22 protein-coding genes are annotated in these 23,567 nt (G+C 70.7%); 2 read left to right on the top strand and 20 right to left on the bottom strand.

The window, feature by feature from the left end; genetic code table 11:
- Positions 1 to 35 precede the first annotated feature (35 nt).
- A complete protein-coding gene (locus tag QNO26_RS09665) occupies positions 36 to 611 on the top strand; it encodes a DUF3043 domain-containing protein (protein WP_257530126.1) in 576 nt (191 codons plus the stop codon).
- Here the strand turns inward: QNO26_RS09665 and QNO26_RS09670 are convergent.
- The 5 genes from QNO26_RS09670 to dnaE all read right to left on the bottom strand — a co-directional run bounded on the left by QNO26_RS09670 (position 589) and on the right by dnaE (position 8,248).
- Positions 589 to 1,620 carry a quinone-dependent dihydroorotate dehydrogenase gene (locus QNO26_RS09670; RefSeq protein WP_257530124.1) on the bottom strand — a complete coding sequence of 344 codons (1,032 nt, stop codon included), beginning with the start codon at positions 1,618 to 1,620 and terminating at the stop codon, positions 589 to 591. The genes QNO26_RS09665 and QNO26_RS09670 overlap by 23 nt on opposite strands.
- A gap of 32 nt (positions 1,621 to 1,652) precedes the next feature.
- Positions 1,653 to 2,135 (bottom strand): transcriptional regulator NrdR, encoded by a 483-nt coding sequence (gene nrdR, locus QNO26_RS09675; RefSeq protein WP_257530122.1) that lies wholly within the window; start codon positions 2,133 to 2,135, stop codon positions 1,653 to 1,655.
- A 12-nt stretch (positions 2,136 to 2,147) separates the two neighbouring features.
- Positions 2,148 to 3,449, bottom strand: coding sequence for a histidinol dehydrogenase (gene hisD, locus QNO26_RS09680; protein ID WP_257638506.1), 1,302 nt, complete (start codon positions 3,447 to 3,449; stop codon positions 2,148 to 2,150).
- An 81-nt stretch (positions 3,450 to 3,530) separates the two neighbouring features.
- On the bottom strand, positions 3,531 to 4,727 hold the full coding sequence (locus tag QNO26_RS09685) for a hypothetical protein (RefSeq protein ID WP_257530120.1): 1,197 nt from the start codon (positions 4,725 to 4,727) through the stop codon (positions 3,531 to 3,533).
- Between the two features lie 50 nt (positions 4,728 to 4,777).
- On the bottom strand, positions 4,778 to 8,248 hold the full coding sequence (gene dnaE, locus QNO26_RS09690) for a DNA polymerase III subunit alpha (protein ID WP_374679381.1): 3,471 nt from the start codon (positions 8,246 to 8,248) through the stop codon (positions 4,778 to 4,780).
- Between the two features lie 116 nt (positions 8,249 to 8,364).
- Between dnaE and QNO26_RS09695 the strand changes: the two genes are divergently transcribed.
- Positions 8,365 to 8,838, top strand: a complete 474-nt coding sequence (locus QNO26_RS09695) for an NUDIX hydrolase (RefSeq protein ID WP_257530117.1) — start codon at positions 8,365 to 8,367, stop codon at positions 8,836 to 8,838.
- Here QNO26_RS09695 and QNO26_RS09700 read toward each other — a convergent pair.
- The 15 genes from QNO26_RS09700 to QNO26_RS09770 form a co-directional block, all read right to left on the bottom strand.
- Complete coding sequence (locus QNO26_RS09700; RefSeq protein ID WP_257530116.1) at positions 8,835 to 9,404, bottom strand: GNAT family N-acetyltransferase; 570 nt, start codon at positions 9,402 to 9,404, stop codon at positions 8,835 to 8,837. The genes QNO26_RS09695 and QNO26_RS09700 overlap by 4 nt on opposite strands.
- Before the next feature lie 20 nt (positions 9,405 to 9,424).
- Positions 9,425 to 10,345, bottom strand: coding sequence for an RluA family pseudouridine synthase (locus QNO26_RS09705; protein ID WP_257530080.1), 921 nt, complete (start codon positions 10,343 to 10,345; stop codon positions 9,425 to 9,427).
- A gap of 2 nt (positions 10,346 to 10,347) precedes the next feature.
- The gene (lspA, locus tag QNO26_RS09710) at positions 10,348 to 10,956 is read right to left on the bottom strand and encodes a signal peptidase II (RefSeq protein WP_257530078.1); all 609 of its coding nucleotides are present in this window, start codon (positions 10,954 to 10,956) and stop codon (positions 10,348 to 10,350) included.
- A gap of 9 nt (positions 10,957 to 10,965) precedes the next feature.
- Positions 10,966 to 11,568, bottom strand: coding sequence for a DivIVA domain-containing protein (locus QNO26_RS09715; protein WP_257530076.1), 603 nt, complete (start codon positions 11,566 to 11,568; stop codon positions 10,966 to 10,968).
- A 120-nt stretch (positions 11,569 to 11,688) separates the two neighbouring features.
- Positions 11,689 to 11,991, bottom strand: coding sequence for a YggT family protein (locus QNO26_RS09720; protein WP_257530073.1), 303 nt, complete (start codon positions 11,989 to 11,991; stop codon positions 11,689 to 11,691).
- Between the two features lie 6 nt (positions 11,992 to 11,997).
- Complete coding sequence (locus QNO26_RS09725; RefSeq protein ID WP_257530071.1) at positions 11,998 to 12,462, bottom strand: cell division protein SepF; 465 nt, start codon at positions 12,460 to 12,462, stop codon at positions 11,998 to 12,000.
- Between the two features lie 35 nt (positions 12,463 to 12,497).
- Entirely contained in the window at positions 12,498 to 13,190 is a 693-nt protein-coding gene (locus QNO26_RS09730; RefSeq protein ID WP_257530069.1) for a YggS family pyridoxal phosphate-dependent enzyme, read from the bottom strand.
- A complete protein-coding gene (ftsZ, locus tag QNO26_RS09735) occupies positions 13,187 to 14,347 on the bottom strand; it encodes a cell division protein FtsZ (protein WP_257530067.1) in 1,161 nt (386 codons plus the stop codon). Before ftsZ ends, QNO26_RS09730 begins: the two co-directional genes overlap by 4 nt.
- A gap of 177 nt (positions 14,348 to 14,524) precedes the next feature.
- Complete coding sequence (locus QNO26_RS09740; protein WP_306816311.1) at positions 14,525 to 15,757, bottom strand: FtsQ-type POTRA domain-containing protein; 1,233 nt, start codon at positions 15,755 to 15,757, stop codon at positions 14,525 to 14,527.
- 5 nt (positions 15,758 to 15,762) lie between these two features.
- Positions 15,763 to 17,175 carry a UDP-N-acetylmuramate--L-alanine ligase gene (gene murC / locus QNO26_RS09745; protein WP_257530056.1) on the bottom strand — a complete coding sequence of 471 codons (1,413 nt, stop codon included), beginning with the start codon at positions 17,173 to 17,175 and terminating at the stop codon, positions 15,763 to 15,765.
- Between the two features lie 53 nt (positions 17,176 to 17,228).
- Positions 17,229 to 18,302 (bottom strand): undecaprenyldiphospho-muramoylpentapeptide beta-N-acetylglucosaminyltransferase, encoded by a 1,074-nt coding sequence (gene murG, locus QNO26_RS09750; RefSeq protein ID WP_257530054.1) that lies wholly within the window; start codon positions 18,300 to 18,302, stop codon positions 17,229 to 17,231.
- Between the two features lie 22 nt (positions 18,303 to 18,324).
- Positions 18,325 to 19,551: a putative lipid II flippase FtsW gene (gene ftsW / locus QNO26_RS09755; protein WP_257530052.1), complete on the bottom strand. Its 1,227-nt coding sequence runs from the start codon at positions 19,549 to 19,551 to the stop codon at positions 18,325 to 18,327.
- Complete coding sequence (murD, locus tag QNO26_RS09760; RefSeq protein ID WP_257530050.1) at positions 19,502 to 21,064, bottom strand: UDP-N-acetylmuramoyl-L-alanine--D-glutamate ligase; 1,563 nt, start codon at positions 21,062 to 21,064, stop codon at positions 19,502 to 19,504. Before murD ends, ftsW begins: the two co-directional genes overlap by 50 nt.
- Positions 21,046 to 22,155 (bottom strand): phospho-N-acetylmuramoyl-pentapeptide-transferase, encoded by a 1,110-nt coding sequence (mraY, locus tag QNO26_RS09765; protein ID WP_257530048.1) that lies wholly within the window; start codon positions 22,153 to 22,155, stop codon positions 21,046 to 21,048. The genes murD and mraY overlap by 19 nt, the downstream gene beginning before the upstream one ends.
- Positions 22,152 to 23,564, bottom strand: a complete 1,413-nt coding sequence (locus QNO26_RS09770; protein ID WP_257530046.1) for a UDP-N-acetylmuramoyl-tripeptide--D-alanyl-D-alanine ligase — start codon at positions 23,562 to 23,564, stop codon at positions 22,152 to 22,154. Before QNO26_RS09770 ends, mraY begins: the two co-directional genes overlap by 4 nt.
- Positions 23,565 to 23,567: the final 3 nt, after the last annotated feature.

A 23,567-nucleotide genomic window follows, 5' to 3' on the forward strand; every position in this document is an offset into this window, starting at 1 on the left:
GTCAACCCGCTTTTCGCACTATCCAGAGGATCCCCGTGGCCAACACCCCCACCCCCGCGCCGAAGGACTCGTCGCTCGCGACGCCCACCGAGCAGGCCGGACCCGGTAAGGGCCGCCCCACCCCGTCGCGTGCCGAGCGCGAAGCAGCGCGCAAGCGCCCCCTCGTCGCCGACACCAAAGAGGCCCGCGCCCGCGCGAAGGCCGAACTCGCCGCCGCCCGCGAGAAGGCCCGCGTCGGCATGGCCAACGGCGAGGACCGTTATCTTCCCGCCCGCGACAAGGGGCCGCAGCGCAAGTTCGCCCGTGACTTCGTCGACGCGGGCTGGCACCTCGGCGAGGCCGTGATGCCGATGATGCTCCTGGTCATCGTCCTCACCTTCATCCCGATCGCCGCGATCACCTACTGGTCGTTCGTTGGCCTGTGGATCTTCATCATGTTCGTCATCGGCGACATGATCATCACCTCGATCCGGGTGAAGAAGGCGGCCAAGGAGCGCTTCGGTGCCGCCCGCATGGAAAAGGGCCTGGGCTGGTATGCGGCGATGCGCACCATCCAGATGCGCTTCATGCGGCTGCCCAAGCCTCAGGTCAAGCGCGGCCAGCACCCCTGAGACCGCGGTTGATCTGCCGCGCCCACAGCGGGCCGCGGTAGAGGAACGCGGTGTACCCCTGCACGAGGTTCGCTCCCGCCGCCAGGCGCTCACGCACGTCGACAGCGGTCTCCACTCCCCCGACCGAGATCACGCAGAACTCCTCGGGGACGACCGCGCGCACCAGCCGCAGCACCTCGAGTGACCGCTGCTTCAGCGGCGCACCCGACAGCCCGCCGGCACCTGCGGCGGCGACGACGTCGGCATCCGTCACCAGTCCCTCGCGGGAGATCGTCGTGTTCGTGGCGATGATCCCCGCAAGGCCGGTGTCGACCGCGAGCCGTGCGATCGCCTGCACCTCGTCGTCGGGCAGATCCGGCGCGATCTTCACCAGCAGCGGGGTGTCGCCGGCTGCCTCGCGGACGGCGGCCAGCAGCGGCCGCAGCGTCTCGACGGCCTGCAGTCCACGCAGACCCGGGGTGTTCGGCGACGAGACGTTCACGACCAGGTAGTCCGCCAGCGGCGCCAGCAGACGGGTGCTGGTGACGTAGTCCGCGGTCGCGTCCTCGACGTCGACGACGCGGCTCTTGCCGATGTTGACGCCGAGCACCGCACGCTTCGAGCGGCGCCGCAGCGCGCGCAGGCGGGATGCCGCCGCCGCCGCGCCATGGTTGTTGAAGCCCATCCGGTTCACCACGGCGCGGTCGGGGATCAACCGGAACAGCCGCGGTCGCGGGTTGCCCTCCTGCGGCACAGCGGTGAGCGTTCCCACCTCGACGTGGCCGAAGCCGAGCGCCCACAGGCCCGCGGCGCCGGTGACGTCCTTGTCGAAGCCCGCGGCCACCCCGAACGGGGAATCGAACGTGAGCCCCAGCGCCTGCGTGCGCAGTTCGGGGGCGGGCGCGGTCAGACGCCGGGCGAGCGGGGCGAGCGGCCGCGTGCCGAGCAGGCGGATCACCGTCATCGCCGCGTGGTGCGCGGTCTCGGGATCCATGCGGGACAGGACGGTGCGGAAGAGGAGCGGATACATCCCCTCCAGCCTAGAGCCGCCGATTGCGGGTGTCAGTCCGCGGCGGCGGCGGCGCTCATCACGCCGGCGGCGTGATCGGCGCGCAGCTGCGCGATCGCCGCCTCGAAGTCCTCGAGGGAGTCGAACGCCTGATAGACGCTCGCGAACCGCAGGTAGGCGACCTCGTCGAGGTGGCGCAGCGGCCCGAGGATCGCCAGTCCGATGTCGTTCGTATCGATCTGCGACGAGCCGGTCTGGCGCACCGCCTCCTCGACGCTCTGCGCGAGGATCGCCAGATCGCCTTCGGTCACCGGCCGACCCTGGCAGGCCTTGCGCACGCCTGACATGACCTTCTCGCGGCTGAACGGCTCGATGACACCGGAGCGCTTGATGACGTTGAGGCTCGCCGTCTCGACCGTGGAGAACCGTCCGCCGCACTGGGGACACTGCCGCCGCCGGCGGATGCTGAGGCCGTCGTCGCTGGTGCGCGAGTCGACGACGCGGGAATCGGGATGACGGCAGAAAGGACAGTGCATGGCAGAGAAAGACTAACCCTCGAACCGGGCGGTCACCGCTTCGCCGTGTGCGGGGAGCACCTCGGCGTCGGCCAGCGCGACGATCGCGTCGGCCACGGCGGCCAGGGCGTCGTGGTCGTAGGTGATGATCTGCTGCGGCCGCAGGAACGTCGAGGCCGAGAGCCCTGCGGCGTAGCGCGCCTGGCCTCCGGTGGGCAGGACGTGGTTGCTTCCCGCCAGGTAGTCCCCCAGGCTCACCGGCGACGCCGCGCCCACGAACACCGCTCCCGCGTTGACGAAGTCGTCGATCCGGGGGGCGGCGAGGTGCAGCTCGAGGTGCTCGGGCGCGTACGCATTGCTGAACGCGGTGGCGGCGGCGATGTCGTCGACCAGCACGATCGCCGACTGCGGGCCGGCGAGGGCCGCCGCGATGCGCTCGGCGTGCAGGGTGCGCCCCGCGCGCTCGGCGACGGATGCCGCGACGGCGTCGGCCAGCTCGGCGGAGTCGGTGACGAGGACGGCCGAGGCCTGCTCATCGTGCTCGGCCTGACTGATGAGGTCCGCGGCGACCAGCACGGGGTCGGCGCTGTCGTCGGCGACGATCAGGATCTCGGTGGCACCGGCCTCGGAATCGGTGCCGACGACCCCGGCGACGGCGCGCTTGGCGGCCGCGACGAAGTTGTTGCCGGGCCCCGTGACGACATCGACCGGCTCGAGCCCGATGTCCTCCACCCCGTAGGCGAACGCGCCGATCGCGCCGGCGCCGCCCATCGCGTACACCTCGGTGACGCCGACCAGCCGCGCTGCGGCGAGGATCACCGGGTGCACCCGCCCGCCGTGCTCACGCTGCGGCGGCGAGGCCAGGGCGACATCGCTCACCCCGGCGACCTGCGCCGGCACGACGTTCATGACGACGCTCGACGGGTACACCGCCTTGCCCCCGGGAACGTAGACGCCGGCGCGGCGCACCGGGCGCCACCGCTGCTCGATGCGTGCGCCCGGCGCCGGTGTGACGACCGCGGACGCGGGCACCTGTGCGGCCGAGGCCTCACGCACGCGGCGGATCGCCTCTTCCAGGGCGGCGCGCACCGTCGGGTCGAGGGTCGCGAGGGCTTCGTCCAGGTGCGCGTCGGGGACGCGAACGGCGTGACCGGACACCCCGTCGAAGCGCTCGGCCTGTTCGCGCAGCGCCGCCTCGCCTCGGCCCGCCACGTCATGCACCAACTGTGCGGCCGTGGTGAGGGCTTCGGCGCGGGCCGCCTGGGCGCGGGGCACGGATGCCAGCAGCTCGGCCGGCGACAGGGCGCGGCCGCGGAGATCGAGGGTGCGGAGCATCCCTCCAGATTACCGGCGCGCGTCGCCCCCCCCCCCCCCGGGGCGCGGCGCCCCCGCGACGAGGCGCTTCAGCCGGGGCGCTCAGCCTCGGGTGACGCCGGAGGTGTCGTGGAGGTAGCCGACCCGGCCGTCCTCGTGACGCACGACGAACGTCTCGTCCCGGTCCTCGATGACGAGCGCCCACGCCGTGGGGCCGATGCGGAACAGCGGCATCCCCTGGTCGTCGACCACGTCGCGCTCGACCGGCACAAGGGCCCAGAACGGCTCGGTGGCGGCGGAAGCGGGACCGGCATCTTCAAAGAGTGCGGCGGTCTCGTCGACGTCGTCCGGCGCGGAGACGATGACGGCCTCCTCGGAATCGGTCACGATGACCGCCTCGGTTTCCCCGTCGTCGACGACCGCGGCGGACGCGAACGGCTCATCGTCGTAGGACCGCTCGACATCGGGGTTCTCGCCGAAGGCGGCGACGTCGTCGGCAGGGGTGCCCGCGGGCGCGGAGGCGTCGCGCGACGCGTCATCGGCCGGAACGTCGTACCGGGGCGCCGGTGCGGAACCTCCCGGCGCGGAGGCATACCCTGCGGGAACCGCGGCGGGAGGGGTGGCGCCGGCCGCGTCAGCAGGCTGCGCCTCATGAGAGGAAGCAGGACGCGGGGTCCGCGGACGGGGGGTCACCGGCCGCAGGGGGCGGGCGTTACGGTGCGCGGGCACTTCGCGGCGGTGCTGGAAGTCCTCCGCCAGCGCCGGGATGAGCGGGGCGAACACCGTCAGCACCACTCCGGCGAGCATGAGGAAGAACTCCACCCACACCACCCAGCTGCTCAGCCAGATGCCGGACTGCACACCCCGCGCGACGTTCGTCCACAGCGCGGCGAGCCACACCGTCGCCGACACCGAGAAGGCGACCGAGGCGAATTGGTCGATGCCGAGCGAGCCGACCCGGCGGATGCCGTCGGGCGAGAAGCGGCGCAGCACGATGAGGAAGACCGCCACCGTCGGCACGCCGATGGTGAGGATCCAGTCGAGGCCGGCGTTCCATACCGAGCCGCCCAGTCCCAGGCCTGCCTCGAGTCGCGGGTCGTGGTACAGCGAGAAGAACGACACGACGAAGGCGAGGACCCACACCGCGATCAGCGCCACTTCGCGCACCGAGAACGGGCCGACGCCGTACTGCACGGGGGTCCCGGTCGTGTCCTGTTCGGCCGTCGCGCCGCCGTGCGGCGCATCGGTGCTGTGGTCGGAGGTCGTAGCGGTGCTGTCGTCGATTCGATCGTCGGTCACGGTGCTCCCTTCGTCGTTGCGCCGAGGCGCGTGTACCGATGCTAGCGGTCTCATCCCAGGCAGTGGGGACCCAGCAGGCCTTTCAGCTCGCCGTAGAGGTCGGCGGTGATCTGAACATGCATGGGCACTTCGAACACCTTCGCCACACCGCCCTTGTGCACCTTCAGCGTCACTTCGGTGTCACCGCGGTGACGGGTGAGCACGTGCGCGAGCTCTCCGATCACCGCCTCGGTCGCCCGATGCTCGGGCAGGGTGAGGGTCAGCGGACCCGATGCCTCGGTGCTGCCGAGGTCGGGCGAGAACGCGGACTGCCCGTGCAGATTCAGCCCGTCGTCGCGACGCGACACGCGGCCGCGCACGACCAGGATCGAGTCGGCCACGAGCATCGACTGGAACTCGGTGTAGGTCTTGCCCATGAACATCACGGTGACCTCGCCGTTGAAGTCCTCCACCGTGATCATGCCGTAGGGGTTGCCGCTCTGCTTCGCGACGCGGTGCTGCACGCTCGTGACGAGACCGGCGATGGTCACCTGGTCGCCGTCCTGCACGTCTTCGGAGGCCAGCAGATCGTGGATCGACATCGAGGCGTGCTTGGCCAGTGGGATCTCCAGCCCCGCCAGCGGGTGGTCGGAGACGTACAGACCGAGCATCTCCCGCTCGAAGGCGAGCTTGTCCTTCTTGGTCCACTCCGGACGCTCGGGCACCTTGGCGGGCGCGACCTCCTCGGCCTCGTCGTACAGGCTGTCGAAGTCGAACCCGATGGCGCCCGTCGCGGCCTTCCGCTTGGAATCCACGGCCGCCTCGGTGGCATCCTCGTGGATCTCCATGAGCGCGCGGCGCGTCGAGCCCAGTGAGTCGAACGCACCGGCCTTGATGAGCGATTCGACCGTGCGCTTGTTGGCGACGTGGATCGGCACCTTGGTGAGGAAGTCGTGGAAGCTGACGAAATTGTCGTCGGCGCGGGCGGTGACGATGCCGTCGACGACGTTCGTGCCCACGTTGCGCACCGCACCCAGTCCGAAGCGGATGTCCTCTCCCACGGCGGCGAAGTACCGGATGGACTCGCGCACGTCCGGCGGCAGCACCCGGATGCCCATGCGGCGGCACTCGTTGAGGTACACCGCGAGCTTGTCCTTCGCGTCGCCCACGCTCGTCAGCAGCGCAGCCATGTACTCAGCCGGGTAGTGCGCCTTCAGGTACGCCGTCCAGTACGACACCAGGCCGTAGGCGGCGGAGTGGGCCTTGTTGAAGGCGTAGTCGGAGAAGGGCAGGAGGATGTCCCACAGCTTCTGGACGGCGGCGTCGGAGAATCCGTTCGCGTGCATGCCGGCCTGGAAGCCCGCGTACTGCTTGTCGAGCTCGGACTTCTTCTTCTTGCCCATCGCGCGACGCAGGATGTCGGCCTGGCCCAGGCTGAACCCGGCGACCCGCTGGGCGATCGCCATGACCTGCTCCTGGTAGATGATCAGGCCGTAGCTGGTGCTGAGGATCTCGGCGAGGGGCTCCTCGAGCTCCGGGTGGATCGGGGTGATCTCCTGCAGCCCGTTCTTGCGCAGCGCATAGTTGGTGTGCGAGTTCGCGCCCATCGGGCCGGGCCGGTACAGGGCGATGACGGCCGAGATGTCCTCGAAGTTGTCGGGCTTCAGCAGCCGCAGCAGCGACCGCATGGGCCCGCCGTCGAGCTGGAACACGCCCAGCGTGTCACCCCGCGCCAGCAGGTCGTACGCCGCCTGGTCGTCGAGGGCGAGATCTTCGAGCACGACCTTCTCGCCGCGGTTGGCCTCGATGTTGTCCAGCGCGTCGTCGATGATCGTGAGGTTGCGCAGCCCCAGGAAGTCCATCTTGATCAGGCCCAGGGACTCGCACGCCGGGTAGTCGAACTGCGTGACGATCTGGCCGTCCTGCTCGCGCTTCATGATCGGGATGATGTCGATCAGCGGCTCGCTGGACATGATGACGCCGGCGGCGTGCACGCCCCACTGGCGCTTCAAGTTCTCGAGCCCCACCGCCGTGTCGAAGACGGTCTTGGCCTCGGGGTCGCTCTCGATGACGGAGCGGAACTCCGACGCCTCCTTGTAACGGGGGTGCTTCGGGTCGAACATGCCGCCCAGGGGCATGTCCTTGCCCATGACCGCCGGGGGCATGGCCTTGGTGAGCTTCTCCCCCATGCTGAACGGGAAGCCGAGCACCCGCCCGGCATCCTTCAGTGCCTGCTTGGCCTTGATGGTGCCGTAGGTGACGATCTGCGCGACGCGCTCGTCGCCGTACTTCTCGGTGACGTACTGGATCACCTCGCCGCGGCGACGGTCGTCGAAGTCGACGTCGAAGTCGGGCATCGAGACGCGGTCGGGGTTGAGGAAGCGCTCGAAGATCAGCCCGTGCTCGAGCGGGTCGAGGTCGGTGATCTTCATCGCGTACGCCGCCATGGAGCCGGCACCGGAGCCACGGCCGGGGCCGACGCGGATGCCGTTGCGCTTGGCCCAGTTGATGAAGTCGGCGACGACGAGGAAGTAGCCGGGGAAGCCCATCTGGACGATGACGCCGGTCTCGTACTCGGCCTGCTTGCGCACCGCGTCGGGGATGCCGCCGGGGTACCGCTCGTGCAGGCCGTTCTCGACCTCCTTGACGAACCAGCTCTCCTCGGTCTCCCCCTCGGGCACCGGGTAGCGCGGCATGTAGTTGGCCGAGGTGTTGAACTCGACGTCGCACCGCTCGGCGATGAGCAGCGTGTTGTCGCACGCGATGGGGTGGTCGCGGAAGATCTGCCGCATCTCCGCGGGCGTCTTGACGTAGTAGCCGTCGCCGTCGAACTTGAACCGGTTGGGGTCGTCGAGGGTGGACCCCGACTGCACGCACAGCAGCGCCGCGTGGCTGGTCGCGTCATGCTGGTGGGTGTAGTGCAGGTCGTTGGTGGCCAGGAGCGGAATGTCGAGGTCCTTCGCGAGGCGGTGCAGGTCGGTCATGACCCGCCGCTCGATGGACAGCCCGTGATCCATGATCTCGGCGAAGTAGTTGTCCTTGCCGAAGATGTCCTGGAACTCCGCCGCCGCTGCGCGCGCCGCGTCGTACTGCCCCAGGCGCAGGCGCGTCTGCACCTCGCCGGACGGGCAGCCGGTGGTGGCGATGAGGCCCTTGGAGTACGTCTGCAGCAGCTCGCGGTCCATGCGCGGCTTGAAGTAATAGCCCTCGATCGAGGCCTTGCTCGAGAGCCGGAAGAGGTTGTGCATGCCCTCGGTCGTCTCCGAAAGCAGGGTCATGTGCGTGTAGGCACCCGAGCCCGAGACGTCGTCGCTGCTCTGCTCCGGCGTGCCCCAGCGCACCCGGGACTTGTCGCTGCGGTGGGTGCCCGGGGTGACGTACGCCTCGATGCCGATGATCGGCTTGATGCCGGCATCCTTGGCCGTCTTGTAGAACTCGTAGGCGGCGAACGTGTTGCCGTGGTCGGTGACGGCGATGGCCGGCATCTCGAGCCGCACCGCCTCCTGCACCATGGCGCCGATGCGAGCGGCGCCGTCGAGCATCGAGTACTCGCTGTGGACGTGAAGATGAGCGAAGGAATCGGATGCCACGGGCTCCAGTCTACGAGGGGCGGCCGACAACGCCGGCCGGAGGGAGGCGCGCCGCCTAGGCTGGGAGCATGGCCACACCCGACTTCGTCCTGTCGCTGCGCGAGCGGATCGGACACGACCCGCTCCCCCTCGTCGGCGTGACCGCGATCGTCTTCCGAGACGAGAAGATCCTCCTCGGCAAGCGCGCCGACACCGGATCGTGGCAGCCCGTGTCCGGCATCGTCGACCCGGGCGAAGAGCCGGCGGATGCCGCCGTGCGCGAGTGCCTCGAAGAGGCGGGGGTCGTGGTGAAGGCCACCCGGCTCGCGCTCGTGCACCAGGTGCCGCGCATCACCTACGCCAACGGCGACCAGGTGGACTACCTCGATCTCGTGTTCCGCTGCGACTGGGTCTCCGGCGATCCGCACCCGGCGGACGGCGAACTCACCGAGGTGGGCTTCTACGGTCTCGGCGAACTGACCGAGGTGGCCGAGGAGCACGTCCGCAAGATCGCGCTCGCGATCGCCGAGGACGACCCCGCCACCTTCCGCGGCGGTCGCTAGAGCTCCCGGCGCATCAGCACCCGAGGGAAGCCGGCCAGCACCGACGAGGTGTCGGCGGCCTTGACGAACCCGGCGCGCTCGAACAGCGCCCGCGTGCCCACGTACGCCATGGTCAGGTCGACCTTCTCGCCGCGGTTGTCGACGGGGTAGCCCTCCACGGCGGGTGCACCGCACGCACGCGCGTACGCGACGGCGCCGTCGATGAGCGCGTGCGCGATGCCCTGCTTGCGGTGCCCCGGCCGCACCCGCACGCACCACAGCGACCAGACGTCGACGTCATCGATGTGCGGGATGCGCCGGTTGCGTGCGAACGTGGTGTCCGCCCTCGGATGGATCGCCGCCCACCCCACCGGCTCCGCCCCGTCGTAGGCGAGCACACCCGGTGGCGGGGTCTCGTCGCACAGGCGTCGCACGCGCTCGGCCCGCGCCTGACCGCGCAGCGCGTTGTTCTCCTTCGAGGGGATGCGGTAGCTCAGGCAGAAGCACACGTTCGACCCCGGCTTCTTCGGTCCGAGCACCGCCGCGACATCGTCGAAGACGGTGGCAGGACGCACGTCGATGACCATGACGGCATCCTGCCCGCAGGTCAGTCCCCGCGCAGCACGTCGAGGGCGTGCTGCAGATCGGCCGGATAGGGCGAGGTGAACGTCACCCAGTCGGTCGTGGCCGGGTGCGCGAACGACAGCTCGCGCGCGTGCAGCCACTGACGGCTGAGTCCGAGGCGGGCCGACAGCGTCGGGTCGGCGCCGTAGAGCGGATCGCCGACGCACGGATGCCGGTGCGCGGCCATGTGCACGCGGATCTGATGGGTGCGCCCCGTCTCGAGGTGGATCTCCAGCAGCGACGCGCCCGGGAAGGCCTCGATCGTCTCGTAGTGCGTGACGGAGTCCTTGCCCTCGGGTGTGACGGCGAACTTCCACGAGTGCGACGGATGCCGGCCGATCGGGGCGTCGATCGTGCCGGCCAGCGGGTCGGGGTGCCCCTGCACGACGGCGTGGTAGATCTTCTCCACCGTGCGCTCCTTGAACGCCCGCTTGAGCGCGGTGTAGGCGCTCTCGGTCTTCGCCACGACCATGAGGCCGCTGGTTCCGACGTCGAGGCGGTGCACGATGCCCTGCCGTTCCGCGGCACCGGTCGTGGCGACGCGGAAGCCGGCAGCCGCCAGCGCGCCGAGCACGGTGGGCCCCTCCCACCCCAGCGAGGGATGGGCCGCGACCCCGACCGGCTTGTCGATCACGATGATGTCGTCGTCGTCGTAGACGATGCCGAGGTCGGGAACGGCCACCGGGACGACCCGCGGCGGCTCCTTCTCGGCCCAGGTCACCTCGAGCCAGCCACCGGCTCGGAGCTTGTCGGACTTACCCAGCGTGCGACCGTCGAGCACCACACCGCCGGCTTCGGCGACCTCCGCGGCGAACGTGCGGGAGAACCCCAGGAGCTTGGCGAGGGCGGCATCCACGCGCACTCCGTCGAGCCCGTCGGGGACGGGGACATTGCGACTGTCCATGATCAGGCCTTCGCGGCCTCGTCCGAGGGCGCGGCCGCGTCACCGGAGTCTGAGGCGTCGTCGGATGCCGTCGCGTGCCGGTGATGCGCCTCGCGCGTGCCGTCGAAGCGCACTCCCACGAGGACGAGCAGCGCGACGGTGATCATCATCGTGACGATGAAGACGTCGGCGACGTTGTAGATCGCCGACGGCAGACCCAGCCACATCCACGGCGTATGGATGAAGTCGACGACGTGGCCGACGAGAAAGCCGGGCTCACGCAGCAGCCGGTCGGTGAGGTTGCCCAGGATGCCGCCGAGCAGCAGACCCAGCACCACCGCCCACAGGCGCGAGCGGACCGAACGGAGGGTGAGGACCACGATCGTCACGGCCGCAGCGGCCAGCACGATCGTGAAGATCCAGGTGACGCCCTCGCCGAGGGAGAACGCCGCACCCGGGTTGCGGGTCAGGTACAGCTGGAAGAAGTCACCGAGAACGGGAACCGCCTCCTGATAGGGCAGGTTCTCGATCGCGAGGTACTTGGTGAACTGGTCGGCGGCCAGCACCAGAGCCGCGAGGATCGCGGTGATGGTGCCGGCCGCCGCCGTACGCAGAGGGGCGCGTGCCGTCAAGAACCGGGCCTAGTGGCCGACCGAGACCGGCGCGGAGCCGGACGTCGTGCCCGTGGTGTCGAGGTCGCGCAGCTTGCCCTCGATGTAGGTGCGCAGCTGCGAGCGGTAGTCGCGCTCGAACTGACGCAGCTCCGAGATGCGAGCCTCCAGCACGCTGCGCTCCTTCTCGAGCCGAGCCATCTCGTCGCGGCCGCGGGCCTCCGCCTCGGCGACGATGGACGCCGCGTGGGCCTGAGCCTCGGAGATGAGCTTGTCGCGCTGGGCGACACCCTCGGCGACGTGCTCGTCGTGCAGACGCTGCGCGAGCTCGATGATGCCGGCGCTGGCGGCGGCGGGGGCGGCGGCGGACTCCGCGGCCGGTGCCTCGGCGACGACCTCGACGGCCTCGTACTCGGCGACCTCGGGCTGTGCGGCAGGAGCCTGCGCGGCGGGCGCCTGGCCCGACTCGTAGGCGGCCAGCTTGGCCTTCAGCTCGTCGTTCTCCGCGATCGTCTTGCGCCACTCGACGACGATTTCGTCGAGGAAGTCATCGACCTCGTCCGGGTCGAATCCCTCCTTGAAGCGCACGTGCTGGAACTGCTTGGTGACGACGTCATCGGGGGTCAAAGCCATTGTCTGGTCCTCTTTCGGAGCTCACGTCGCGGGCCGATCGGGAGAGGCCCGACATCTGCGGGCCGATCATCACAGCATAGTGGGAGCACCGCCGACTCGCGAGGCGGGGCCGGCGGGCGATCAGCTCGCGGCGATGGTGCGGGTGATCGACAGCAGAACGAAGCACACGAGCATCGTGAGCGGGAACGCGAAGTCGACGGCCACCGCACCCAGGCGCAGCGGCGGGATGAAACGGCGGATCAGCTTGATCGGCGGATCGGTCACCGTGTAGACGATCTCTGCCGCGATCAGTCCCGCGCCGCGCGGGCGCCACGCCCGGTTGAACATCGGGATGTACTCGAGGATCAGCCGCACGAGCAGCAGCAGAACATAGAAGAGCAGAAGCGTGTTGACGATCGCAGCGACGAGCTGGAGCACTCCCACGATCGGCTACTGCGCGAAGGCAGGGGTTTCGGGGTCGGCCTGCGCGACGGCGCCGTCCCCGGACACGGCGATGTTCTCGGGCGACAGCAGGAAGACCTTGCTGGTGACCCGTTCGATGCGCCCGTACAGACCCAGCGACAGACCGCTGGCGAAGTCGATGAGGCGGCGCGCGTCGGCGTCGCTCATCTGCGAGAGGTTGATGATGACCGGGATGCCGTCGCGGAAGTTCTCGGCGATGATCTGCGCGTCGCGGTACTGCTTGGGGTGCACCGTGAGGATCTCGCTGACCGCACTGGGCGCAGGCTGGCGCACGACCGCGGGGCGGTGGATGGGCGTCACGGGAGCAGGCGCCTTCTCGACCGGCTTGTCACGGCGCGGCTGAGGCTGCTGCTGCGCTGCGGGCTCCTCATAGGCCTCTTCTTCGTCGGCCAGACCGAGATACACCATGGTCTTCTTGAGCGGGTTCGACATCGCATCCTCCGTGGGTTCGCTCGTGTGTTCCGAGGCTATCCGTGCACGGGCCTCGGGCCCGTGATTGCCGAGCCGATCCGCAGGTGTGTCGCGCCCGCGGCGATGGCCTCGGCGAAATCGCCGGTCATGCCGGCGGAGATCCATTCAGCGTCCGGCACGATCGTGCGCACCCGGGCACCGGCTTCGGCCAGTCGTGCGAACGCCGACGCCGCCGGCTCGTCCAGCGGCGCAACCCCCATCACGCCGCGCAGCCGCAGCGTGGGGCAGGACGCGGCGATGTGCTCGGCGAGGGCGGCGACCTCGCCGGGGGCGGTGCCACCGCGGCCGGGGTCGTCGGTGAGGTTGACCTGCACGAGCACGTCGAGCATGTCGCCTCCCGGCTCCCCCGCGGCGTCGAGCGCATCCGCGAGACGGCTGCGGTCGACGGAGTGCACGGTGGATGCCGCGGCGCGGATCGCGCGCGCCTTGTTCGTCTGCGCCTGTCCGACGAAATGCCAGCGCAGATCGCTCAGGTCCGACAGCTCGGCCACCTTCGCGGTGAGCTCCTGCTGCCGGTTCTCCCCCACATCGCGCACACCCAGCCCGTGGAGCTCGCGCACCAGGGCTGCGGGGTGGAACTTCGTCACGACGATGCGGGTGATCCCGCTCGGGTCACGGCCCGCCGATCGCGCGGCATCCGAGATGCGCGCGTCGACGTCGGCGAGCCGTGCCCGGAGGTCGTCGTTCACTTCAGGAAGTCGGGGATGTCCAGGTCGTCGTCGCCGAAGGCCGACTCATACGCGTCGGTCGACGACGTCGAGGCGACGCTCACGGGCTCGCGCTCGCGCACCGGCTCGGCGACGGGCACCTCGCGGGCGGCGTCGGCGGCGGGGACGGCGGGCAGCACGGGGGTGGAGGCGGGACGCTGCGCCGCGACCGGGTCGATCCGCAGCGAGGGCTCTCCGCCGTCGAAACCGGCGGCGATGACCGTGACGCGCACCTCGTCACCGAGGGTGTCGTCGATCACGGTTCCGAAGATGATGTTCGCCTCCGGGTGGGCGGCTTCCTTCACCAGCTGTGCGGCGTCGTTGATCTCGAAGATGCCGAGGTTCGAACCACCCTGGATCGACAGCAGCACTCCGTGGGCGCCTTCGATCGAGGCCTCCAGCAGCGGCGACTCGACGGCCAGCTCGGCGGCCTTGATCGCACGATCGGCGCCGCGAGCGGAGCCGATGCCCATGAGGGCGGATCCCGCCCCCTGCATGACGGACTTCACGTCGGCGAAGTCGAGGTTGATCAGACCCGGCGTGGTGATGAGGTCGGTGATGCCCTGCACACCGGCGAGCAGCACCTGGTCGGCGGTCGCGAACGCCTCGATCATCGAGATGCCGCGGTCGCTGATCTCCAGGAGACGGTCGTTGGGGACGACGATGAGGGTGTCGACCTCTTCCTTCAGCTTCGACACGCCCGACTCCGCCTGGCTCTGGCGGCGGCGGCCTTCGAAGGAGAACGGCTTGGTCACGACGCCGATGGTCAGTGCGCCGATGGACTTGGCGATGCGCGCCACCACGGGCGCGCCGCCCGTGCCGGTCCCGCCGCCTTCTCCGGCGGTGACGAAGACCATGTCGGCCCCGGTGAGGGCCTCCTCGATCTCCTCCGCGTGGTCCTCGGCGGCACGGCGGCCCACCTCGGGGTCGGCTCCTGCGCCGAGTCCGCGGGTGAGTTCGCGTCCGACGTCGAGCTTCACGTCGGCGTCGCTCATGAGCAACGCCTGGGCGTCGGTGTTCACCGCGATGAACTCCACGCCACGCAGGCCAAGCTCGATCATGCGGTTGACGGCGTTCACGCCGCCGCCTCCCACACCCACGACCTTGATCACCGCGAGGTAGTTCTGGTTCTGGCTCATGCGCCGGCCTCCGTATCGTCCCGAACCCTGTAACCTTCAACCTCATGTAGAGGTTTAAAGAATTGCCGAGTATGCAATTCCCGCTGCTCCGAAGCTAGGGGGACGGCGCGTCGCGGCGTGCACCGTTGCGGGCGTGTCGCCGGATGCGGATTCTGCGGAGGGCTCGGACGCGCCGGCTCAGCGGAGCACGATCGCGTCCGGCGACGACACGTCGTAGGCGGCGACGGTCTCGGGCGGGCGCGTCTTCATGATGGTCTCCAACGCCAGCGCCTTCATGGCCGACTTGTCGGGACCGCCCCAGACCACCTGTGTGCCCGTGGCGCCGAGGGTGAGGGTGACGTCGTTCGGGGTCGTCGCCGACACCGCCGTCACCTGCGTGCGGATGCCTGCGGGCAGCGACCGCACGACGTGACCGACCGCTTCGAAGGCAGCCGACCCCACCCCGCCGCGCACGTCCAGCACAGGCTCACCCGGCGGTGGAGCGCTCGTGGTGGACAGCGCGACACCGGCCGCGTCGACCAGCGTGAACCCGGCCGCCGAGGACAGCACGCCGATCGGCGTGCGCTCCACGACGCGCACGACGAGCTCGTGCGGGGGACGCGCCTCGAGGGCGTACGTCTCAACGAGGGGGAAGCCGACGAGAGCGGCCTTGACCTCGCTGGAGTCCACCAGGGGCATGGGGGTGCCCAGCTGACCCGAGAGCGCCTCCTCGACCGCAGCGGCATCCAGACGCTGGGTGCCCTCGACCCTGATCGTCTCGACGGCGAACAGCGGACTGTAGGCGACGCCGAGGGTGCCGAGGACGAGGAGCACCACGGCGGCCACGGCCCCGAGCCAGGCGAAGCGGCGGTGCCGCTGGCGCGCGGTGAACCGACGCGCCTCCGCGCGGAGCGCCCGGCGCCGCGCGCGGGCGGCGCGCAGCACGTCGCGCACGCCGACCTCCTCGCGCGGGACCTCGGGCTCTGCGTCGACGGGCGGCGCGGTCGCGTCGCCTGCGCCGGGTGCCGGGCGCGTCACGGGCCCGGCATCGGCGACCGTCGTCATCCCGCCGGGGTGGTCATCGCGCAGGTGGAACGGGATGACCGGCGCCAGCGGGGCGGTCTCGGCCTCATCCGCCGACAGGTCGGTCGCGGCGGAACCGCTCGCGCCCGCAGTGGCGGTGTCGGCGCCCGGTACGGGTGGCGCGGGCACGACGTCGGTCGCGGCGTCGGGGGCGGGCTCTGGTGCAGCCGACGCGGAGACGTCGTCCGCTGCGGGGTCCGCGGAGACGGGAGACGGCGCATCGGGCGAGGGCCGCCGCCGCGGCGGGGCGACCTGGCGCGGCGGTTGCACGGTGGCGGGGTCGGGCGCGGCCGCGGCCTCCTCCGGTCGCTGCTCCGCCGGCGGCGGAAGAGGGCTCGGCCGGCGCATGCGCCCTACTCCCCCGGCTGCGCGGGCGCGGCGGCGAGGGCGCCGAGCACCTGCGGGACGATGAGGTTCACGTTGCCGCAGCCGAGCGTGACGATGAAGTCGCCGTCGCGCGCGACCGCAGCGGCGCGCTCGGCGGCCTGCTGCCAGTCGGCGACGAAGTCCACGTGCGAGCGGTCGGCGAACGCGCCGCTGACGAGCGCGCCGGTGACGCCGGGCACCGGGTCCTCCCGCGCTCCGTACACGTCCAACACGACCGTGTGGTCGGCGTGGCTCTCGAGCACCTGCGCGAACTCGCGGTACATCTCCTGCGTGCGGGAGTAGGTGTGCGGCTGGTGCAGCGCGATGATGCGGCCGGAGCCCACGACCGTGCGGGCGGCCGACAGCGCAGCGGCGACCTCGGTGGGGTGGTGGGCGTAGTCGTCGTACACGCTGACGCCGCGCTGCGTGCCATGCAGCTCGAAGCGGCGGGCGGTGCCCGCGAAGTCCTCCACGGCGCGCAGCGACGCCTCGAACGGGTGTCCGAGCGTCAGCAGCACCGCGACCGCGCCGGCGGCGTTGATCGCGTTGTGCGCGCCGGGCACGCTCAACCGACCCTCGAGGCTGACTCCGTCGTGCGTGAGGGTGAAGGCCACCGGCCCGTCGGTGCGCATGCCGGTGACGCGCACGTCGGCATCCGGGTGCTCGCCGAAGGTCAGCACGTTCGGGTGACTGAGGGCGGCGGCCACGCGCTGGGCGCCCGGGTCGTCGCTCGAGATCACGACGGCCTCGCGCGCGCCGTCGGCGAAGCGGACGAACCCGTCGTAGAACGCCTCGCGGCTGCCCCAGTGGTCCAGGTGGTCCGGGTCCACGTTGGTGATGAGGGCGACCGAGGTGTCGTACAGCAGGAACGTGCCGTCGGATTCGTCCGCCTCGATGACGACCAGCTCGTCCGCGCCGGTGCCGCTCGACACACCGAGCTCGGCGATCACCCCGCCGTTGACGAAGGTGGGGTCCTCCCCCAGGCGCTGCAGCGCCGTGACGATCATGCCGGTCGACGTGGTCTTGCCGTGCGCGCCGGCCACGCTGACCAGTCGCCGCGAGCCGATGAGCCAGGCCAGCGCCTGCGACCGGTGGATGACGTGCAGTCCGCGCTGCTTGGCGAGGACGAACTCGGGGTTCTCGGGCCAGATCGCCCCCGTGTGCACGACCGTGTCGACGTCGTCGGCGAGATGCGACGCGTCGTGCCCGACGTGCACGACCGCGCCGCGGGCGGCGAGGGCCCGCAGTGCCGGGCTGTCGGCGCGGTCGGATCCGGATACGCGGATGCCGCGGTCGAGGAACATCCCGGCGAGTCCGGACATGCCCGACCCCCCGATGCCGATGAAGTGCGCGGCGGTGATGTCGTCGGGGAGGGGAAGGCTCAGGTCGGGTCGGATCATGACCCGACAAGTCTAGGTCGGGTGCCGTGAGGGACCGCTGTGCGGCGCGCCCGTCAGCGGCCGAGCGCCGCGTCGATCATCGCGATGACGTCCTCGGTGCCGGTGCGGCTGCCGACGGTCGCCGCCGCGCGGCGCATGCGCTCGCGCTCGGCCTCGTCGCCCAGCAGCGGCACGATCTCCGTGCGCACCCGATCGGCGGTGAACTCCGCGTCGGGGATCAGTCGGGCGGCACCCGCCCGCACCGCCGACGACGCGTTGAGCGCCTGCTCGCCGTTGCCGACGGCGTAGGGCACGTACACGGCAGGGATGCCGAGGGCGCTGATCTCGCTGACGGTCGCGGCGCCGGCGCGGGAGACGACGAGGTCGGCCAGCGCCAAGGCGAGGTCCATCCGATCGATGTAGGGCAGCAGCGCATAGCCCGGAACCTCAGGATCGCGCAGCTCGTTCTTCTCCCCCGCCGCCTGGAGCAGCTGCCAGCCGGCATCGAGCACGTCCTGCCACGCACCGGCGAACGCGGTGTTCAGCCGCTCGGCGCCGAGGGATCCGCCGAAGACCAGCAGCGTCGGCCGGGCGGGGTCGAGGCCGAAGTGAGCCGCGGCCTCGTCGCGCAGCGCTGCGGCATCGAGGTCGGCGATCTCCCGGCGCAGCGGCATCCCGACCACGCGGGAACGCTTCATCGGGGTGCCGGCGAAGGCGACGCCCACGCCGGCGGCGCGACGCGCACCCAGCCGGTTGGCCAGCCCCGGCCGCGCATTGGCCTCGTGCACCACGTACGGCACGCCTTCACGGGCGGCGGCGAGATAGGCCGGCGCCGAGGCGTACCCGCCGAAGCCCACGACAACGTCCACACCGTGTCGGCGGATGTGCGCACGCACCTGGGCGACCGCGCGCTGCAGGCGGGCGGGGAAGCCCGCCGCGGTGCGGTTCGGTCGGCGCGGGAAGGGCACCTTGTCGACGAACAGCAGCTCGTACCCGCGCTCGGGTACCAGCCGCGTCTCGAGGCCCTCGCGCGTGCCGAGCACCAGCACCTCGGCATCGTCGTCGCGCGCGCGGAGGCCGTCCGCGACGGCCAGCAGCGGGTTCACGTGCCCGGCGGTGCCACCGCCGGCGAGAAGGTACGTCGTCACCAGACGACCCTAACCCGGCGCGTCAGGGCAGCACGTGGGCGGCGGGCCGCGCCGGCAGGCTGCGCGCGAACGACAGCAGCACGCCGCAGGCCATGAGCACCGACAGCAGGGCGGTGCCGCCCTGCGACATGAACGGCAGCGGCACGCCCAGCGAGGGGAACACGCGCAGCACGACGCCGATGTTGATGAGCGCCTGCCCGACGATCCACACCGTGATCGCACCGGCGGCGATGCGCACGAACGGGTCGTCGGTCTTGCGCACGACGTGGAAGGCGCCCACCGCGAAGATCGCGAACAGGCACAGCACGACGAAGCATCCGATGAGCCCGACCTCCTCGCCGACGATCGCGAAGATGTAGTCGTTCTCGGCGGCGGGCAGCCACGCGTACTTCTCGCGGGAGTTGCCCAGGCCCAGGCCGAACAGGCCGCCGCTGGCCAGCGCCCAGGTCGCGTGCAGCGGCTGGTAGCACAGGCCCAGGTAGTCGTCGATGCAGTTCGGGTCGAGGAAGCTCGTGATGCGCGCCATGCGGTTGTCGCTGGTGAGGGCGAAGCCGAGCACGGCGACGACGGCCAGCAGCAGCGGCGCGATGAACAGGCGCAGCCGCACGCCGGAGAAGAACAGCGCCGCCAGCAGGATCAGGAACAGCACCATCGACGTGCCCAGGTCCTTGCCCGCGAGCACCGTCGCGATGACGAGGCCGCCGAGCGGAATCACCGGGATGAACACGTGCTGCCATTTGGTGAGCAGCGACCGCTTGCGGAACAGCACGATCGCCAGCCACAGCGCGAGGGTGAGTTTGAGGAACTCCGACGGCTGCGCCTGCTGGCCGGCGATGGAGATCCAGTTGCGGTTGCCGCCGTGCTCGACGCCGATGCCCGGGACGAAGACGAGCAGCTGCAGCATGGTGGCCAGGATCAGGCCCGGCCACGCGATCTTCTTCCAGAAGGCCACGGGGAACCGGCTGAACACCAGCATGAGCGGAATGCCGATGAGGGCGAACACGCCCTGCTTCACGAGGGTGTCGTATGGGCCGAGGCCGCCCGCCGTGGAGGTCGCCGAGGTGGCCGACAGCACCATGACCAGTCCGAACCCGGTGAGCAGCAGCGCGGCGGAGACGATCAGCAGGAACTCGCTGGGCACAGGTGCGAAGACCTTGCCGAGCGATACGCGTGCGGCGAGCCCGCGCCGGGTCTCGCCGTCAGCCGGCGGCGTCGGGGGTGTCGTCCGGCTGTGCGTCGTGCTGGCCATCGCTCCCCCTTCCGATACGTTCGCGCACCGCGGCGGCGAAGCGGTTGCCGCGGTCTGTGTAGGACGCGAACTGGTCGAAGGATGCTGCGGCGGGGGCGAGCAGAACCACATCCCCGTCACGGGCGATCCCCGCCGCCAGTTCGACGACCCGCGTCATGACCTCTTCAGTGTCCGTGTCGTCGACCTCGAACACCGGGACCGCCGGGGCGTGTCGCCCGAACGCCTCGACCACCGCGGTGCGGTCGGTGCCGATGACGATGGCCGCCTTGGAGCGCGCGCCGCGACCGGCGACGAGGTCGCTGATGTCGACGCCCTTCAGCAGGCCTCCCACGACCCACACGGCACCGGGATAGGCCGCCAGCGACGAGGCCGCGGCGTGCGGATTGGTCGCCTTGGAGTCGTCGACCCAGGTCACCCCGTCCGCGACAGCGACGACCTCGATGCGGTGCGGGTCGAGCCGGAAGCGCCGCAGTGCCGCGTCGATCGCCTCGGGGGCGACGCCCAACGCCCTGGCCAGGGCGGCCGCGGCGAGGATGTTCGCGACGATGTGCGGGGCGGCGAGGCCCCGTGCCTGCAGCTCGGCGACCGTGGTCAGCTCCAGTGCGCTGGTCGCCCGCTCTTCGAGGAACGCCCGGTCCACCAGGATGCCGTCCACGACACCCAGGTCGCTCGGGCCAGGCACGCCCAGGTCGAATCCGATGGCGCGGCATCCTTCGACGACATCGGCCTGCTCGACCATCGTGCGGGTGGCCACGTCGGCCTTGTTGTACACGCACGCCACGCGCGTGTAGGAGTACACCACCGCCTTGGCGTCGCGGTACGCCTCGAAGGAGCCGTGCCACTCCAGGTGGTCGTCGGCGAGGTTCAGGCACACCGATGCCGCGGGTGAGACGGGCTGCGGTCCCGACTGCAGTCCGAGATACCAGAGCTGGTGGCTGGACAGCTCGACGACGAGAGCGTCGAACCCGGCGGGGTCGCGCACCGCGTCGAGCACGGGGACGCCGATGTTGCCGCAGGGCGCGGCGCGCAGTCCCCCCTCGACCATCATGGTCGCCGCCATCCGCGTGGTCGTGGTCTTGCCGTTGGTGCCGGTCACCAGCACCCACTCGGCCGGGCGCCCGTCCGGCCGCAGCACCTTGTCGCGCACGCGCCAGGCCAGTTCGACGTCGCCCCACAGGGGCACGCCGGCATCCTGCGCCCAGCGGATCACGGGGTGATGCGGCGGGAATCCGGGTGAGGCGACGATCACCTCGGGCGCGAAGTCGGTGAGTTCCGCCGGCACCTGCTGCAGCGACCCCGTCCAGAGCTCGGCGCCGATCACGGGCAGGAGCCGGGCGTACTCCTCCGCGGCGTTCTCGGTGAGCACGAGCACCCGCGCGCCGAGCTCGGCGAGCGTGTCGGCGACCGAGAACCCCGTCACGGACAACCCGAGCACGGCCACCCGCAGCCCGCTCCAGTCCGCATGCCAGCTGGTCAGTGCGTCCAGGCGCGAGGTCACTGCGCTGCCAGCCATTCGACGTAGAAGAAGCCCACGCCCGTGACGGCGAGCATGCCGGCGATGATCCACATGCGCACCACGATGGTGATCTCGGGCCAGCCGCGCAGTTCGAGGTGGTGGTGGAACGGACTCATCAGGAAGATGCGCTTGCCGCCGGTGGCCTTGAAGTAGTACCGCTGCAGCACGACCGATCCCGGCGCGATGACGAAGACGCCGGCGATGAGCACGGCCAGCAGCTCGGTGCGGGTCAGGATCGACATGGCGACGATCACGCCGCCGATGGACATCGAGCCCACATCGCCCATGAAGATCTTCGCCTTGGGCGCGTTCCACCAGAGGAAGCCGACGAGCGCGCCGACGAACGACGCCGCGACGATCGTCAGGTCCAGCGGGTCGCGCGTGTAGTAGCAGGCATCGGCGTACGACGGCACCAGGGCGACGCTGCTGCATCGCTGCTGGAACTGCCAGAACGCCACCAGGCTGTATGCCGAGACGGTGAAGATGCCCGCGCCGGCGGCGAGGCCGTCGAGGCCGTCGGTGAGGTTCGTCGCGTTGGACCACGCCACCGACAGGAACGACACCCACACCAGGTACAGGATCCAGCCGACGATGGCACCGAGCGCCATGAACGACAGCACCGGGATGTCGCGGAAGAGGGAGATGTAGGGCGAAGCCGGGGTGATCCCGCGGACGTTGGGGAAGTTCAGGGCGAGGATGCCGAAGGGCACCGCCACCAGCACCTGACCGAGCACCTTGCGCCAGCCGGAGAGACCGAGGCTGCGCTGACTGCGCACCTTCATCGCGTCGTCGATGAGGCCGACCACACCCAGTCCCACCATCATCCACAGCACCAGCAGGCCCGACGCGGTGGGCGGGCTCCCGCCGGTGAAGGTGCCGGTGAAGTAGCCGACCAGGGCGCCCAGGATGAAGACGATGCCGCCCATCGTGGGCGTGCCGCGCTTGGCGGCGTGCTGCGGGTTGTTGCCGTCTTCGGGGGTGCGGATCACCTGCCCCCAGCCCAGCCGCTCGAACAGGCGGATGAACAGGGGCGTGAGGAACAGCGTGAACGCCAATGAGATCGTGGCGGCGACGAGGAGGGATCTCACGAGAACGATTCTCCCAGACGATCGCCCAGATGCCTCAGGCCGGCCGAATTGGACGACTTCACCAGCACGCGGTCGCCGTCGCGAAGCTCCCCCATGAGGTAGTCGTACGCCTCATCGGCGGTCGCGAAGAACACCGCCTCGCCGTCCCACGACCCTTCGGAGATCACGGAGATGAACAGGCGCCGCGCTTCAGCGCCGATCACCACGATGCGGCGGATGTTCAGCCGAACGGCCAGCAGACCGATGCGGTCGTGCTCCTCGCCGGCGTACTCCCCCAGTTCGCTCATGGCGCCCAGCACCGCCACCGTGCGCTCCCCGGGGCCGACGATCTGCGCGAGGGTGCGCAGCGCCGCGGCCATCGAGTCGGGGCTGGCGTTGTAGGCGTCGTTGATGATGCGGACGCGCTCGGACCCGAGCGGCTGCATGCGCCACCGCTCGGCGAGGTCCATCGTCTCCAGGCGCGCGACGGCGGACGCCGCAGGCACCCCGAGGGCGACGGCGGCGGTCAGGGCGGCCAGCGCGTTCATGACGTGGTGCTCCCCCAGCACCCGCAGGCGCAGCGGCATCCGCTCGCCGTCGACGACGACCGTGCAGGTGGTGCCGTCGGCGTGCACCTCGACGTCCTCCGCGCGGACGTCGGCCGCGCTCGTGCGGCCGAACCAGCGCACGTCCTGATCGCGCTCGGCGGCGATGGACGCCATCGTCGCCACACGCGAATCGTCGGCGTTCAGCACGGCGACGCCGCCGCGGCGCACCGCGTGGATCAGCTCGGACTTCGCCCGCAGCGTCGCCTCGACACCGCCGAACCCGCCGGCGTGGGCCATCCCCACCATGAGCACCACCCCGATGTCGGGCTCGACGAGCCCCGCGAGGCGCGCGATCTCGCCGGGACCGCTCGCGCCGAACTCACTGACGAGGTACCGGGTGTCGGCCGTGACCCGCAGCATGGTCAGCGGGGCGCCGACCTCGTTGTTGAACGACGCGCGCGGCGCCACGGTCTCACCCTCGTCCTGCAGGATGCGGGCGAGCATGTTCTTGGTCGTGGTCTTGCCGTTCGAGCCGGTGATGCCCACGATGCGCAGGTCTCCCCCGGCCCGCACGCGTGCGACGACCTCGCGCGCCAGGTCGGCCAGGGCCGCCACGGCGTCGGCGACGACGATCTGCGAGATCTCGGCATCCACCGGTCGCTCGACGAGCGCCAGCACGGCACCGCGCTCGAGGGCGGCGCCGACAAACAGGTGTCCGTCGGTGTCGGCCCCCGGCTTGGCGACGAACAGTCCGCCGGGTTCGATGAGGCGGGAATCGGTGTCCACCCCGCCGGACACGACGGTGTCGGGACCGGCACCGGCAACCGGGCGCAGCTCGCCTCCGGTGGCGCGGGCGACTTCCGCGAACGTCAAGGGGATCATGGG

The organism is Microbacterium sp. zg-Y1090, assembly GCF_030246945.1.
In the GTDB taxonomy this organism is placed as follows: Bacteria; Actinomycetota; Actinomycetes; order Actinomycetales; family Microbacteriaceae; genus Microbacterium; species Microbacterium wangruii.

What these genes read in the sequence shown, in the direction of transcription:
- QNO26_RS09670 (WP_257530124.1), bottom strand. Translation starts at nt 1,620, where the DNA reads ATGTATCCGCTCCTCTTCCGCACCGTCCTGTCCCGCATGGATCCCGAG.
- nrdR (WP_257530122.1), bottom strand. Translation starts at nt 2,135, where the DNA reads ATGCACTGTCCTTTCTGCCGTCATCCCGATTCCCGCGTCGTCGACTCG.
- hisD (WP_257638506.1), bottom strand. Translation starts at nt 3,449, where the DNA reads ATGCTCCGCACCCTCGATCTCCGCGGCCGCGCCCTGTCGCCGGCCGAG.
- dnaE (WP_374679381.1), bottom strand. Translation starts at nt 8,248, where the DNA reads ATGCTCGACGGCGCCGCTCGCATCGGCGCCATGGTGCAGGAGGCGGTG.
- QNO26_RS09695 (WP_257530117.1), top strand. Translation starts at nt 8,365, where the DNA reads ATGGCCACACCCGACTTCGTCCTGTCGCTGCGCGAGCGGATCGGACAC.
- QNO26_RS09700 (WP_257530116.1), bottom strand. Translation starts at nt 9,404, where the DNA reads ATGGTCATCGACGTGCGTCCTGCCACCGTCTTCGACGATGTCGCGGCG.
- QNO26_RS09705 (WP_257530080.1), bottom strand. Translation starts at nt 10,345, where the DNA reads ATGGACAGTCGCAATGTCCCCGTCCCCGACGGGCTCGACGGAGTGCGC.
- QNO26_RS09715 (WP_257530076.1), bottom strand. Translation starts at nt 11,568, where the DNA reads ATGGCTTTGACCCCCGATGACGTCGTCACCAAGCAGTTCCAGCACGTG.
- QNO26_RS09725 (WP_257530071.1), bottom strand. Translation starts at nt 12,462, where the DNA reads ATGTCGAACCCGCTCAAGAAGACCATGGTGTATCTCGGTCTGGCCGAC.
- ftsZ (WP_257530067.1), bottom strand. Translation starts at nt 14,347, where the DNA reads ATGAGCCAGAACCAGAACTACCTCGCGGTGATCAAGGTCGTGGGTGTG.
- QNO26_RS09740 (WP_306816311.1), bottom strand. Translation starts at nt 15,757, where the DNA reads ATGCGCCGGCCGAGCCCTCTTCCGCCGCCGGCGGAGCAGCGACCGGAG.
- murC (WP_257530056.1), bottom strand. Translation starts at nt 17,175, where the DNA reads ATGATCCGACCCGACCTGAGCCTTCCCCTCCCCGACGACATCACCGCC.
- ftsW (WP_257530052.1), bottom strand. Translation starts at nt 19,551, where the DNA reads ATGGCCAGCACGACGCACAGCCGGACGACACCCCCGACGCCGCCGGCT.
- murD (WP_257530050.1), bottom strand. Translation starts at nt 21,064, where the DNA reads ATGGCTGGCAGCGCAGTGACCTCGCGCCTGGACGCACTGACCAGCTGG.
- QNO26_RS09770 (WP_257530046.1), bottom strand. Translation starts at nt 23,564, where the DNA reads ATGATCCCCTTGACGTTCGCGGAAGTCGCCCGCGCCACCGGAGGCGAG.